The 14,280-nt window shown below is 73.2% G+C and carries 11 protein-coding genes; 7 read left to right on the plus strand and 4 right to left on the minus strand.

Features of this window, described 5'->3' with window-relative positions; all coding sequences use genetic code 11:
- The 3 genes from ABFX54_RS18820 to ABFX54_RS18830 form a co-directional block, all read left to right on the plus strand.
- Nucleotides 1-1,896, plus strand: a 1,896-nt coding sequence (locus ABFX54_RS18820; RefSeq protein WP_346106453.1) for a hypothetical protein, incomplete at its 5' end; no start/stop codon positions are given.
- A gap of 26 nt (nt 1,897-1,922) precedes the next feature.
- Nucleotides 1,923-4,211, plus strand: a complete 2,289-nt coding sequence (locus ABFX54_RS18825) for a hypothetical protein (RefSeq protein ID WP_346106454.1) — start codon at nt 1,923-1,925, stop codon at nt 4,209-4,211.
- A gap of 121 nt (nt 4,212-4,332) precedes the next feature.
- Nucleotides 4,333-6,537, plus strand: a complete 2,205-nt coding sequence (locus tag ABFX54_RS18830) for a hypothetical protein (protein ID WP_346106456.1) — start codon at nt 4,333-4,335, stop codon at nt 6,535-6,537.
- On the opposite strand, the gene sigJ is transcribed toward ABFX54_RS18830, so the two are convergent.
- Nucleotides 6,482-7,369 (minus strand): RNA polymerase sigma factor SigJ, encoded by an 888-nt coding sequence (gene sigJ, locus ABFX54_RS18835; protein WP_346106458.1) that lies wholly within the window; start codon nt 7,367-7,369, stop codon nt 6,482-6,484. The two genes, ABFX54_RS18830 and sigJ, sit on opposite strands and share 56 nt — an antisense overlap.
- Nucleotides 7,370-7,461: 92 nt before the next feature.
- Between sigJ and ABFX54_RS18840 the strand changes: the two genes are divergently transcribed.
- Nucleotides 7,462-7,836, plus strand: a complete 375-nt coding sequence (locus ABFX54_RS18840; RefSeq protein WP_346106460.1) for a hypothetical protein — start codon at nt 7,462-7,464, stop codon at nt 7,834-7,836.
- On the opposite strand, the gene ABFX54_RS18845 is transcribed toward ABFX54_RS18840, so the two are convergent.
- The gene (locus ABFX54_RS18845) at nt 7,837-8,238 is read right to left on the minus strand and encodes a hypothetical protein (protein ID WP_346106462.1); all 402 of its coding nucleotides are present in this window, start codon (nt 8,236-8,238) and stop codon (nt 7,837-7,839) included. It abuts the gene before it with no gap.
- Nucleotides 8,239-8,372: 134 nt separating this feature from the next.
- A complete protein-coding gene (locus ABFX54_RS18850) occupies nt 8,373-9,308 on the minus strand; it encodes an AraC family transcriptional regulator (protein ID WP_346106464.1) in 936 nt (311 codons plus the stop codon).
- An 87-nt stretch (nt 9,309-9,395) separates the two neighbouring features.
- On the opposite strand from ABFX54_RS18850, the gene ABFX54_RS18855 reads away from it, so the two are divergent.
- From ABFX54_RS18855 to ABFX54_RS18865, 3 genes are all read left to right on the plus strand, one after another.
- Nucleotides 9,396-10,469, plus strand: a complete 1,074-nt coding sequence (locus ABFX54_RS18855) for an acyl-CoA dehydrogenase family protein (protein WP_346106466.1) — start codon at nt 9,396-9,398, stop codon at nt 10,467-10,469.
- Nucleotides 10,470-10,542: 73 nt separating this feature from the next.
- On the plus strand, nt 10,543-10,920 hold the full coding sequence (locus ABFX54_RS18860; RefSeq protein WP_346106467.1) for a hypothetical protein: 378 nt from the start codon (nt 10,543-10,545) through the stop codon (nt 10,918-10,920).
- Nucleotides 10,917-11,372 carry a hypothetical protein gene (locus ABFX54_RS18865; protein ID WP_346106469.1) on the plus strand — a complete coding sequence of 152 codons (456 nt, stop codon included), beginning with the start codon at nt 10,917-10,919 and terminating at the stop codon, nt 11,370-11,372. Before ABFX54_RS18860 ends, ABFX54_RS18865 begins: the two co-directional genes overlap by 4 nt.
- A gap of 12 nt (nt 11,373-11,384) precedes the next feature.
- Here the strand turns inward: ABFX54_RS18865 and ABFX54_RS18870 are convergent, their stop codons facing one another.
- Nucleotides 11,385-14,162 (minus strand): AfsR/SARP family transcriptional regulator, encoded by a 2,778-nt coding sequence (locus tag ABFX54_RS18870; protein WP_346106471.1) that lies wholly within the window; start codon nt 14,160-14,162, stop codon nt 11,385-11,387.
- Nucleotides 14,163-14,280 lie beyond the last annotated feature (118 nt).

The raw sequence follows: 14,280 nt of genomic DNA on the forward strand, positions 1-14,280 counted from the left end.
CTCGGCCGGCGGGTGCCGCCGATCGCCGCGGTGCGGGCGGCGGCGCGGCGGGCGGGGTCGCTGCTCGCCCTAGCTCTGCTCGCTCTGGCCTGGCTCGCCGCCGTCGCGGCCGTCGCGTTCTTGGTGCTGCTGGTCCTCGGGCAGGGGTGGATGTGGATCGCCGGGACGGTTCTGCTCCTGGCCTCCCTGCCGGCGCTGCTGGCCGTGCCGGGCGTCGTGCTGGAGCGCCGCTCGGCGCCGGCCGCCGTCGTGCGCGCGTACCGGCTGAGCGCCCGGTGGCCGCACGTCACCGCGTTCACGCTGCTGATCGGCACGGTCGCGCTGCCGCTGGCGGCCTCGTGGGCGCTCGACCGGGGTGTGGACGGGCTGTCCGGCCCGGCGCTGACGGTCGTGTCCGGCACGGCGGGAGTCGCCCTGTCGTTGCTGGTCACGCCGTTCCAGGCGATGGTGGTCACCCGTCAGTTCCTCTACCACGTGGCCAGGTTCCCTGACGCCGGCGCGTTCGGCGACATCGCCGAACGGCTGCCCGCCGGGCCCTCCGGACCGGCCAGGCCCGTGCCCGTCCTGTTGTCGCTGCTCCTGCCAGGGCCGGCGTTCGGCGCCATCGTGCTGGTCAACCCGCTGGGCCTGCCGGAGATCGCCGAGACGTACGCGCAGCGGACGCTCGCCCGCGATCCCGCCTACTTCGACGAAGGCTCGGCGCGCTTGTCCCCGGGAGAGTCGCGGGCCGTGTTCGCGGGGCCCGGCGAGGGCGTGACGGTGTTGACCGACTCCGGCTTCGACTCCGCCTCCCAGCTGCTGACCTGCTCCGACGTCCGGTGCACGCGCCTTGCCAACCGCTGGACCGGCAGGAACGAGGAGCAGCGCGAGGGCATCCGTCCTCCGTCCGCGGCCACCCGGCTGCCCGACGGGCGGCTCCTGGTGGTGCGGTGGGAGCGGACGGAGCACGGGTGGCGGGCTCGGCTGCTGACCTGCGACGGGCGCGGCTGCCTGGACGCGCCCGGCGGCACGTACGTCACCCAGGTTCGGGACCTCTATCCGCGCCTGGACCTGGCGCTCGCGGCACGGCCCGGCGGCGGCGTGGTGCTCGTCCAGGCCACCGAGGTGCCGTCGGGCGACGGCGAGCCGTCGGTGGCGGAGACGTTCTCGCTGATCGTCTGCGACGATGCCGCCTGCTCCCGGCCGCGGACGAAACCGGTCGCACGGGTGAATTCCCGGGCGTTCGTCCGGGCTCCGCACAGCCTCGCGGTCGCCATGGGACCGGGCGGACGCGCGGTCGCGGCGCGGCTGGACAGCCTGACCGGCGCCCTGCACGTGATCTCCTGCGCGGACCCGGCCTGCGAGCGGGTACGGGTGCGCCGGCCGGTCGCCCCGATCTGGGAGGACCTTCGCGAAGCGGGACCCACGGCCGAGGTCAACCGGCGCTTCGACGAGTCCGGCGACCACGGTCACCGGGCCGGGGTGTCGCTGGCCGTGCGGGCGGACGGCCGCCCGCTGATCGCCTACCGCAGCGCGGTCGGCGGCGCGGTGCACCTGCTGGACTGCCGCACCCCGGACTGCGCGGCGGGCGCTTCGCTCACGCTGGCCCCACCGGGGGTGAAGCACGCCGCCCCCGCGCTGGTCCTGGACCGGTCCGGGCGGGCACTGGTCGCCTACCAGGACCTCGAAGGCCGCCGGATCATGCTCGCCACGTGCTCAGGGCTCGACTGTGCCGTCGTCCCCGTACGGCACATGCGCCACGGCCCCGGCCCTTCCTTGGCCATGACCCTGGACGGCGCGGGACGGCCGTACATCGTGTGGACGGACGTGGGCGACGCCGGCGCGGAAGTGGTCATCACCGTCCCGCTCAACCTGCCCTGGCCACACCAGACCCGATCGCCGCGCGCCGCGCGGTGATCCCGGCGAACAGCCCGGGAGGGACGATGAGGGAGAGCCTCGCCATCACGGCGGACCAGCACCTGGACACCTGGGACGAGCTGCGGCGGGACTTCGTGCTCTGGCGCGCCTACGGCTCCGCGGGGCGGCACCTGGTGCGACTGCTGCCGCCGGTGCTGCTGGTGTTCCCGCCGATCGGCCTGCTCGCCGTGGTCGCGTTCTTCTTCGTCCTGGACCCGTCCTCGACGGCGATCGTCAACGAGAGTTACGGCCTGATCGGCCCGCCCGGCACGCCGCTGCTGGTGTGGTCGGCGGCGGTGCTCGTCGTCTCGGTGGCCGGGCAGGCGGTGGCGCTGCCCGCCACGGTCCTGCTCGCCGCCGCCCGGCTGGCCGGCCGGCACGTCTCCGCCTCGGACGCGATGCGGGCCGCGGCCCGGCGCCTGCCCGCGACGGCGCTGCTCGTCCTGCGCGGCGGACTCGTGGTCGCGGCGGTCCTGGTGGGGGTCTACGTGCTCGTCGTCGGGCTGGACGAGCAGGTCGCGGGCTACCTCGTGATGGCGGTGCTGCTCCTGCTGGCGATGCCGTGCCTGCTGGGGGTGGCGGCCGTGGTGCTGGAGGATCCGGCGGGTGCGCGCCTTCGGACGGACCGGCCGGCGGACCCGGTGGGTTCGCTCGGCCGGACGAACTGGCCGATGGGACCGGTGGACCCGTTCGTCGGGACGGACCGGCCGGTGGGGCCGCTGAGCCGGGCGTACCGGCTGGCGAGGGGCGCCACCTGGGGGAGCGCGTTCACTCTGGCGTTCGGCGTCGTGCTCTTCCCCGCGCTGATCACGCAGGTGGTGAACGGGGTGACGTCCGGGACGCCGCTACTGCGGGCCGGAGCGGTCACCGTCGTGGCGCTCGTCCTCGTGCCGTTCCAGGCGATGGTGATCGCGCGCCTGTTCCTGCACCGCCTGGCCGCCAAAGACTCGATCGCCGGGTTCGACGCGGTCATCGACGGCCTGCCGGCGAGTGCGCCGCGCCCGATCAGGCCGGTGCCGCTCCTCGCGGGGCTGCTCCTGCCCGGCCTGCTGTACGGCGGCGCCGTACTGGTCAATCCGCGGGGCCTGCTGGAGGTCTCCGAGACCATCATGAACGTCAGCAGAGCGGGCGATCCCGGCGTCGAGACGGTCACGGAGGGCACGCGCTCGAAACCTTCGATCGACTGGCCGGACCTGCGTGCCCTCTACGCGGGCCAGGACGGGCGCATGGTCATGCTCATGGACGACTCCGCTCAGGCGAAGCTGCTGACCTGCGCGGACAGCGCCTGCACCCGGGGCCGGCTCACCTGGGCGGAGCCGGAGGCCGCGGCCGGCGAGTACCCGGCGACCGGCGCCCGGCTGGCGGACGGCCGCATCGCCGTGACGAGCTGGGCGATCGACGAGATGTACGTATCGGTGTGGGACGAGAACTGGACCGCCCGGCTCGGGCTGCGGCTCTGCGATGCCAAGGCGTGCGTCACGGCGGCCGGGAGCGAGCCGCTCGCGGAGGCGACGGAGGCCACCAAGAGCAGGGTGCTCGCCCTGGCGGCACGGCCCGGCGGCGGCCTGGCGCTCGCCCAGCTCCGTGCCATCCCCCTCTGGAAAGAGGACGACGGCTTCACCGAAGTGCTCTCGATCACGACATGCGATGATCCGTCCTGCGCGCGGCGGCGTACCGAGGAGGTGGCCCGGCTGCCCGGCAACGAGGAGACGGAGATCATGCGCGAGCTCGTCGCTGGGGTGGGACCTGACGACCGGCCCGTCGTCCTCGGCGTCGATCGCCACACCGGCTCGATGGTCGTGATCTCCTGCGACGACCCCGCCTGCGCCAAGACCCGGACCGAACGGCCCGTCAAGGACGAGTCGCCTTACTTCGATCGGGATCGCCGGGCTCGCGCCGCCATGGCGATCCGGGCCGACGGCCGCCCGCTGATCGTCTACCGGGACGTGACGGACAGCGCGATCAAGCTGCTCGACTGCCTCGACCACGCGTGCGCGCGGGCCGGCACGGCGACCCTGACCGAGCCGGGCGAACGCCACTCGATGCCGGCGCTGGCGCTGAGCCGGGACGGGCGCGCGTACGTGGCCTACCAGGACGTCGGCCGGGCCCAGGTCGTCATCGCCACCTGCGCGGGAACGCGCTGCGCGCGGACCCCGGTCGCGCGGATCCGGCAGGGCGGTGACCATGGCCTGGCCATGGCCTTGGACGGCCGCGGCCGTCCGGTGCTGAGCTGGGTCGACTTCGCCGGCGAGGACGATCTGCCGGCCGGCGACGAGTGGTCCCTGGTCGTGACCGCGCCCCTCACGTTGAGGTAGGCCACGAACGCCGGTCGCGGCCGAGCGCCGACCACGGTCGTGCTCGCGGCGATCACGTCGGCTAGACCATTTCCGGCAAGTCGCGAGAAAGCCGACGACGCGTCCTGTCACCGTTTCACCTGTGACCTCGATGCAGCACGTCGAACGGCTCCGCGCCTCCCCCGTGCCGTTTCTGAGTTACCTGGACGCCGCGCGGTGCCTGATGCGGCTCGCTGTGCCCGGCGTGCTCGTACACGTGCCGCTCGCCACGCTGACTCTGACGGCGCTGACGGCGACGGCCGGCGACGCGGCGGCGGTGGTCGATCAGCGGCTCCAGCTGATCGGAGACTCCGATACCGCGCTGACGATCTGGATCGTCGTCGTGGCGGTGGTCGCGGTGGCGGGTCAGCTCGTGGTGTTCCCCGCCACCGTGCTCATCGCCGCGGGTCACCTGGTGGACCGGCCGGTGCCGCCGGTGGAGGCGCTGCGGGCGGTGGTGCGGCGGCTGCCGTCTCTGCTCGTGCTGCTCCTGGTGGCCGCGATGGCGTTCGGGGCGATCTGGGCCGCGCGGGCGGGTGTGCGGGTGGTGACCGATCGGCGCCGGATGGGCGGCGTGCTGCCGGTGCTGGCCGATCAACGGTGGCTGGGTGACGTGCTGCTGGTGGCGGCCGTTTTCGCGGCGCTGCCTGGGCTGCTGGCCGTGCCCGCCGTGTTGCTGCACGGCTGCGGCGGGCTGGGTTCGATCCGGCGCGCGTACCGGCTGACCAGGCTGCGGTTCCTGCCGACCGCGGCGACGCTGGCCCTCGGCGTGGTGCTCGTTCCCGGCGCGGCGGCGTGGCCGGTGGCTGCCGGGCTCGGCCTGCTGCCCGGCCTGTTCGCGACCCTTGGCTGGGGTCTGGCCGGAACCGTACTGGCGCTGGCCGTCACGCCTTTCCAGGCCGCCGTGGTCGCGCGCCAGTTCCTGCACTGCATGGCCTGGCGTACCGAGGTGGACGACTCGGACCTGGCGCACGGCCTGCCCGAGGGGTCTCCGCCGGGCCCGGTCAGGGGCGGCCTCGTGCCGGTGGCGCTGCTGCCGGGGCTGCTGTTCTGCGGGGTCGTCCTGGTCAACCCGTTCGGCTGGCCCGAGATCACCGAGACGAACGTGACGGAGTCGTGGGCGCCGCAGAAGTTCCCCGTCCCCGCCCAGGAGCGGCGCCCGGTGGTGCGTCCGTTCGATCTGCGCGCCCTGCACACCGGACGCGGCCCGCGCCTGATCGCCGTGATGGACGGCGCCGACGACGACGCCGGCCTGCTGGCCTGCGCCGACCCCTCGTGCGCGACGGCGAGTTTCGAGTGGGCCGAGCCACGCGGCTCCGGCACCCGTTGGGAGCCCGGCGCGGCCAGCGCCCGCCTGCCCGACGGGCGTCTCCTGCTGACCACCTGGGCCTCCTCCCGGCTGGAACTGCTCACGTGCGAGGCGACCGGATGCGTACGGAGCAGCGGAGCCGTCGCGACGACCCGCTCCTCACGGCCGGACACGGTCGGGCTGGCGCTGGCCGTGCGGCGCGGCGGCGGCCCGGTCGTGGCACACGCCGAGGCGGATCCGGCGGAGGGTGACCGGCCGGAACACGACGTGCTCGCGTTCGTCCTCTGCGCGGACCCGAGCTGCGCGCGCCCTGAGCGCAGGCAGGTCGCGCGGCTGGAGCGGACCTTGTACCGGCCGACGTTCGCCAACCTGGCCGTCGCCGTCGGCCCGGACGACCGGCCGGTGGCCGCCCGGTTCGCCCCCGCCACCGGCCACATCCAGGTGATCTCCTGCCAGGACGCCGCCTGCCACCGTCCGATCACCACCAGCCCCGTGCCGCCCGGGCCGCCGGGCCTCGACACTCTGCCCTGGACGTCCGGTCTGGCCCTGGCGGTACGCCCCGACGGCCGTCCCGTCATCGCCTATCGGGACCCGCGTGACCAGGTGAACAAGCTGCTCGACTGCCGCACCCCCGACTGCGCCCGGGCCGACGCGCGCGTGCTGGGCGCCGGCGACGAGTACGACGCGGCCCCGGCGCTGGTCCTGGACTACTCGGGGTGGCCGCTGGTGGCGTACGAGAGCAGCGAGCACCGCCGGCTCATGCTCGCGGTCTGCACCGGCGCCCGCTGCGAGCGGATCGCCGTGTCGAAGAACGAGAACGGCTTCGGCGAACGGCTGGCCATGACCCTCAACTCCGACGGGCACCCCGCGATCGCCTGGATCGATCACAACTCCGCGCGGACCGGCCTCGACTGGAACCTGCACGTCACCACTCCGCTCAACCTCACCCCGTCCACGCCCCCAGCTTCTCAGGGTTGCGGACCGCCCAGATGCGGGTGACACGGCCGCCTGCGACCTCGAACGAGGCCACGGTCGTGACAACGCCCGCGACCTCGGCCACCAGGCCCGGAACGCCGTTGACCGACCGCTCCAGCAGCTCGATCCCTGGACTCCGCTCGGCGATGGCGAGCAGGTACCGAGCGACGCGCGCGCCCCCTTCGACCGGGTGCAAAACCGTGCCGGCCAGGCCGCCGCCGTCGGCGGTCAGCACGGCGGCCGGGTCGAGGAGGTCGATCAGGGCCGCGATGTCTTTCGCCTCCCACGCCCGCTTCACCCGCCGCACCGTCTCGGCCCGCGTGGCCGGCGGCACCGGGGTCCGGGCGACGCCCACCCGCCTGCGGGCGGAGGACGCCAGTTGCTTGCAGGAGGCGGGAGTGCGGCCGAGGATGCCGGCGATCTCGGCGAAGGGGTAGCGGAACACGTCGTGCAGGACGAACGCCACCCGTTCCGCGGGCGTCATCGACTCCAGGACGACGAGGAAGGCCATCGACACCGATTCGTTCACGACCAGTTGTTCGGCGGGATCGCCCCCGTGATCCCGCTCGGCCGGGTCGGGCAGCGGCTCGGGCAGCCACGCGCCGACATAGCGTTCCCGCCGGGCCCGCGCCGAGCCGAGCACGTCCAGGCAGATGCGGCTGGTCACCGTCGTCAGCCAGGCGCCGGGGGACACGATCTCCTGCCGCCGGGCCGGCGGCAGCGCGTACCAGCGGGTGTACGCCTCCTGTACGGCGTCCTCGGCCTCGGCGGCCGAACCGAGCAGCCGGTAGGCGACGTTGATCAGGTGACGCCGCTCATCGACCGTCTCGTCGGCGCCGGTCCCAGCCGTCCCCATGCCGTCGCCTTACCTTTCGCGGGCCCACGTCGTCAACCTGGTGAGACCCTATCCACCGACGACCCCACGGGGCGGAACAGGGGGACCCTGACATGGCCACCCGCACGACGGCACAACGTCGCTTCTCTTTCCTGCGGATCGCGATCGCGCTGCAGACTCTGACCATCTTCCTGCAGGCGGTCTCCGCCGGGCTGCTGCTGACCACGCCCTACGGGGAGACGCTGCACAGCGCCGGAGCTCGCGTGATGTGGGGGTCGTCGCTGCTGTACGTGCTCGCCGCGGTGCTGGCGTGGAAGCCGGGCGGCGGCCCGCTCCGGCCGGTCTGGTACGCGGCCGGATTCCTCGTCCTCGCCTCCGCCCAGGTCGCGCTCGGCATCGCGCACGTGCCGGCGGTGCATCTTCCCCTGGGCGTGCTGATGTTCGGGTTGAGTGTGCTGGCACTGGCCAGGCGGCCTCGTACGGGCTGATCAGTAGATGCGGTACTTCTTGCCGCAGTTGTCGAACTTCCCGGCCCAGCAGGTGAAGGTGTAGACCTTCTTGATCCCCTTGCCGCTCCACGCGCCGACGACCTCACCGTCCCAGGACTTGTTGAACTTCTTCCAGTGACCACCCTGGTACACCTCGAACCAGACCCAGCCCTTCTTACCCCCGACCTTGTCCACCCCGTACCACTTCGTGAACACCTTGCCGTGCGACTTCCACGTCTTGCCGAACGTGTACGCCTTGTGATCACTGGAGAAGAACTTCCCCCAGCTCACCGTGGCCACCGTAGCGGCGCTCGTGGTGCTGGCCCGAGCCGCGGCCGGGCTCACCGCCAGACCCGTCAGAGCCGAACCGACCAGTGCCGCGATCGCAAGAGCCTTACGCATTTCGGGTTCCTCCCCTGTCTTTCGTTCCGCCGGGGTGCTCCGGCAAGAAAGACAGTACGGAGACGGCAACGGATCATCTGTGGACGAATCCACACACCGAATGTGATCGCCGCCACACACCCGCGACCTGGGCGTCAGCGGCTGCCGGACACGGCGTCGCGGCCGTGGGCGGGCGCCGGGTCGGCTCCGGGGCCGGCGCGGAAACGGCCTGGTGAGATGCCGTACTCGCGGCTGAAGGCGCCCGAGAAGGCGAACTCGTTCGCGTAGCCGACCTGCCGCGCGATCGCCGACAGCGGCGCGTCGGTCTCGCGCAGGAGCCGGGCGCCGCGGCTCAGCCGCCAGCCGATCAGATAGCTCATCGGCGGCCGGCCGACCACCGCGGTGAAACGCCTGGTGAAGGCCGTTCTGGGCAGGCCGGCGACCCCGCTGAGGCGATCGACCGTCCACGGCTGCTCCGGGCGCTCGTGGATCTCCCGCAGGGCGGCGGCGATGGCCGGGTCGCGGCTGCCGGGCCAGCCGTCGGTGCCGTGCTGCTCGTGCCACTGGCGCAGGACGTGGACCAGGATGAGGTCCAGCAGCGCGGGCAGGGTCGCCCCCGCACCCATCTGGGCACCGCCCGATCTGTCCGCTTTGAGGAGGTCGACCAGCACCCGCAGTTCGGGGTGGGCGGTGTAGTCGGGTGACACCGCGATGAGGTCGGGCAGCACGCGGAGGTATTGCGGCGCGTGGCCGTGCTGGAGCTGGTAGCAGCCGCACAGGAACTCGAAGTCGAACGGCCCGGGCGCGGGCGGGATCGGCCTCATGTCGACGAGCGGCAGGTCGGCGAGCGGATGCGGGACACGGCTCAGCCCGTGGGCGGCGCCGGAGGAGGTGAGCACGACATCGCCGGGCCGCAGCGCGACCGGCTCCTCGTCCTCGGTGATCAGCCAGCAGGAGCCGCGCAGCAGGATGTGGATCCCGCTGCCGTCGAAGGCGGGGAAGCGGACCCCCGTGGGGCCCGACTGCCTGATCACGCGGCCGGTCGCGCAGCCGACGCGTACGGTGCGAATCACCTCGCTGAGCAGGTCCACCCTGTCGATGCTAGCCGCACAAACGAGTATGACCCGGCACGGTTCACGCATGGCTCCGCTCACGGGGCCGGTGGTGGGATCGATGCCGTGATCGATGACTTCTCGCAGAGTGAGACCAGCGACATCCTGCGCGCCCATGCCGGGAAGACGGAGCAGGACGACCGTCCCGCCGCGGAGAGCCTGGACGCGGTACGCGCTCTCGGCGTTCTCCGGCTGCGGACGCCACAGGAGCACGGGGGCGCCTGGGCCGGCTCGGAGGCCGTGGCCCGCCGCCTGAGCGAGCTGGGCCGGGCCTGCCCGTCCACGGCCTGGGTCGCCGGCACGTGTGCGACGTCGAAGAACATCATCGCCGGGTGCTTCCCCGACGCGGTGCGGCGCGGCATCTTCGCCGATCCGGACGCGCTGTTCTGCGGCAGCGGCGTCCCCGCCGCCAGGGGCGAGCGGGCGCCCGAGGGGGTACGCGTCAACGGCCGCTGGCCGAACGTCTCCGGATGCGAGGACGCGACGTGGACCGTGCTCGCCCTCATGGTGGACGGCCGCTTCTCCTTCGCCGTCCTGCCGGTGGCCGACCTGGTCATCGAGCGGGACTGGCACGTGGCCGGCATGCGCGGCACCGGCAGCCACACCCTGGTCGCCGAGAACGTGCTGGTGCCGGCCGAGCGGGTGGCCTCGACGGGCCCGTTCGGGAGCGGCGAGCTGATCTTCTACACCATGACGGTGCTCGGCCCGGTCGTGGGGGCCGCGCGGGGCGCGCTCGACACGGTCGACGCGATGTTCGCCTCGGACCGCAAGCCGTTCATGACCGCGTACACCAGGATGAGCGAATCTCCCGGCGCCCGGCACTGGCTGGCGGAGGCGACCCACCTGGTCAACCGTGCGGAGAGCACCATGCTCGCGGGGGCCCGCACGGCGGACGCGGGAATGTCCGACGCCGACTTCCCCCGCCTGCGCATGGAGCTCGCCGGCGCCGGGCGGGACTGCCGCGCCGCGCTCGACCTGATGCTCGACCTGCACGGTGCGAGCGGCTTCAACACGGCGAACCCGCTGCAGCGGTACTGGCGGGACGTCTCCGTGGGCAGCCGCCACCCGCACCTGAACCCGTACCTGGCGGTGGAGAACTACGGATCCGCACTGACCGGGCCGCAGCCGCCGGCCGGGTGAGGCCCGCGACTCAGGCTGGGGTCGCGACGCATGCTGCGGCGGCTCAGGCCGAGGTCTGTTCACCTGCGGCCATGTGGCCGTCGGCACCGAGCCGCGGCATCCGTGGGTCGGCGCCGAGCCGTTCCGGCAACCGTGGCGGCCCGCGCTGCTCGACTTCTACGAGAGCGTCGGCAGGCTGCCGCACGCGCTCGCCGTCCCCGAGCGGGCCCGCTTCGACGCGGCCGGCGCCCTGGTGAACTGCGTCCTCGGCGTCGCCGTCCAGAACGCCGCACGCCCAGGCCGGGGCCCCAAGGACAAAGGGCGGTGCACGGACCAGGAGACGGGCCGGGCGGACTTCCTGGCCGGCGTCGCCTCACTGAACGTCTCACCGTTCGAACGCAGGTTGATCACCGGTCGGGTCGTCCCTAGGGTTCATGGCCAACCAGGCCGTCTCTCACTGGAGGACCGTTGAAGACCCGCACTCTGGGCGCCGCGCTGGCGATCGCGATGTTGAGTGGGCTGCTGGTGGCAAGCCCGGCGCAGGCGAGGGACGGAGTGACCTCCGGCCGCACGCAACGCCCGAGCGGCGGCAACGGGTACGCCCGGGCGACCGTCGACTTCGTCAGCCGCACGAAGGTCGTCTTCCGGAACTTCACGGTGCGCGACCTCTGCCCCGGCGACAATCTTCCGGTGAAGGCCCGAATCGTATGGAAATACACCACCGGAAGCTGGCACACGGGCGCCTGGAGGAAGGACACCAACGGCTGCGCCGACAAAGGCACCAACTTCGGAAACGTGACCCTCTCCCGCTCCCGGGCCATCTCGGCGGTCACCCTGGAGCTGTGTGTCTACAACAAGAACTCTGACTTTCACTGCGTCAACACCACGACTCGCTACAACCAGTACGTACACCCGGGCCGCTGACGCGCGGGCAGATCAGAGCATGTTCCCGATCGGTCCGGGCATCTCGGGGACGGGCTGATCGAGCAGGTCGTCCACCTCCGCGCGGGTCAGGAGGCGGGCCTCCAGCAGGGTCGTGAAGCAGTCGTGCCAGACCCGGCGCGCCTCGGCGGCCCGGCCCAGTTCGTGCAGGGTCAGGCCGCACCACCAGGCGGCCACGGCATGGCCGATGCGGTATCCGGCTTCGCGGAGGAGGGTCAGCGCGACCTGGAAGGTGTCGGCCGCCTCGACGAGGCGGCCCGCGTGCAGGTAGGCGCGGGCCAGCGTCTCGTGGGAGGCGCCCTCCACGTACAGACTGCCGCTCCACTCCACGACGGCGATCTTCGCCTGGGCGATGGCCTCGTCGAAGCGACCCTGCCGGTAGAGCAGGTGCACGCCGTTGTTGTGGATGGAGCCGCGCGCGTAGGCGTCGTCCGTCTCCTCGGCGATCTCCATGGCGCGGGCGAAGTTGATCCGGGCGAGGTCGAGCTGCCCCAGCAGGGTGTGGATGATGCCGAGGTTGTTGAAGGCGCCGATCCTCCGGTGCGGCAGACCGGCCTTCCCCCAGTACACGACGGCCTCCTTCAACTGCTCGACGGCCTGCTCGTGATGTCCCCGGTCGCGATAGACCCAGCCGAGGAAGCTCGCCGCCTGCGCCTGGCCGGCCCAGTCGCCGCACCGCGCCGCCACCGTGATCGCGTTCAGGTGCACGTCGGCCAGGTGGGTGACCCAGCCGCGGTAGTTGAACGGCCAGTGCAGCGCCAGCGCCATCCCGATCGCGGTGTGCGGGTCGGCGGAGTCGGCCGCCTGGTGCGCCACGGCGAGCAGGTTGTCGCGCTCGGCTTCGGTCCACTCCTCGACCTCGCGCACGCCGGTCAGGGCGACGCCTGGCTGCTCCGCCGCGTAGTAGGGGTCCTGGACCTGGGAGTGCACCCGCCGCGTGGCGGTGTTGGCCGAGGCCAGGTAGTGGTGCAGCGCGCGGCGGAGTGCGGCGGCGCCGTCCTGGCCGGGCAGTTCGGCGGCGGCCTGTTCCCGGGCGTACAGACGGATGAGGTCGTGGAACCGGTACCGGCCGGGCCCCGCGGGCTCCAGGAGCCGGACGCCGCGCAGCCGTTCGAGCGCCGCCTCCGCGCGTGCCTCCGGCCAGCCGGCCAGGGCGGCCGTGGCGGCGGGGGTGTGGGTGGGCGTGTCGAGCAGGCCCAGGAGCGGGAGTACGCGCGCGGCGTCGTGGCCGCCGTTCTCCTCGCGCAGGTGCTGGTGGCTCACCGCGATGCTGGCGCGTACGGCCAGGTCGGCGTACTGCAGGGTGTCCAGGCGGTGGGTGGCGTCGGCGAGGCGGCCGGCGAGGTCGGCCAGCCGCCGGCCCGGCCACGCCGCCAGCCGGGCGCCGGCGATCCTGATGGCCAGGGGGAAGCCGCCGCACAGCTCGGCGATCTCGGCGGCGGCCTCCGGCTCGCGTTCGACGGGCTCCCGTCCCGCGATCCTGGCCAGCAGCGCGACGGCGTCGCGGTCGCCGAGCCCGGCCAGGTGCAGGTGACCGGCCCGGTCGAGGGTGCTCAGGGCGTCTCGGGAGGTGACCAGGGCCCGGCAGTCGGCGCCCGCCGGGATGAGCGGCCGCACCTGGCCGGCGTCGAGCGCGTTGTCGAGGATGACGAGCAGGTTGCTCGTCGCGGCGAGCGATCGGTAGCGGGCGATCGCCCCCTCCAGATCGGCCGGTACGGCGGAGCCGTCCAGCCCCAGTGACCGCAGCAGGTGCCCCAGGGCGTCGAGCACGGAGAGCGGCTGAACCCCTGGGGTGGCGCCGTTGAGGTCGACGTAGACGACGCCGTCGCAGAACCGCCCGGCCAGCGCGTGCGCGACGTGCACGGCGAGCGCCGACTTGCCCACGCCGCCGGGCCCGTCCACGACCGCCACGCCCGTGCTCAGCAGCGTCTTCCGCAACCACTCCGCTTCCTCGTGCCGGGCGGTGAACGCGTGGATGCCGGCGGGCAGCTCGGCGGGGACGAGCGTGGCGGCCTGCTCAGGTGTGCCGAGTTCGAGCACGGGATCCTCGTCGAGTACGGCCTGCCGCAGCCGGCGCAGCCGCGCGCCCGGTTCGAGGCCGAGCTCCTCCACCATGGCGGCGTGCCCCTCCTGGTACACCGCGAGCGCCTCGGACGGCCGGTCCGCCCGGTAGAGCGCGAGCATCAGCTGGGCGCGCGGCCCCTCCCGCAGCGGATGAGCCAGGACGTACGGGGTCAGATCGGTCACCACCCCGTGCTGGTCTCCCCTGGCCAGCCGCAGGTCGATGTGGTCCTCGAAGGCGGCCATGCGCTCCTCCTCCAGGCGCTTGGCCTCGATCCGCGCCCACGGGTCGGCCAGTTCGGCCAGGGCGGTCCCCCGCCACAGGGCCAGCGCCCGCCGGAACAGCTCGTCCGCCGCAGCCGGCTCGCGCCGGTCACGGGCCGACCGCGCCTGGGCGGCCAGCCGGGTGAAGTGGTGCGCGTCGACCTGGTCTCGGGGCAGGTTCAGCAGGTAACCGCCGGGCACGGTCGCGATGGTCGCGGGGGTGAGCGTGTCGCGCAGCTTCGACACCACGATGTGCAGCTGCTTGCCGGCCGTGGCGGTCGAGGTCTGTCCCCAGACGTCGGTGACGAGCTGCTGCATGGTGACGGGACGGCCGGCGTCGATCGCCAGCCGCGTCAGTACGGCGACGCGGCGGCGGCCCACCAGCCCCACCCGTTGCCCGCCCAGCGTGACCTGCCAGGGCCCGAGGTACCCGATCTCCGTTGTCATCAGCACGGGAGCCTAGGCAGGGGCGGTATATCGCCGGTATGCCCAGCGGCAGCCGGTCTGCGCCCGTCGCGGGCTGGGCTCGTCGCGCGACGAAGGAGCCGGCGACCTTCCCAGCCAT

The organism is Nonomuraea maheshkhaliensis, from assembly GCF_039529435.1.
In the GTDB taxonomy this organism is placed as follows: Bacteria; Actinomycetota; Actinomycetes; order Streptosporangiales; family Streptosporangiaceae; genus Nonomuraea; species Nonomuraea maheshkhaliensis.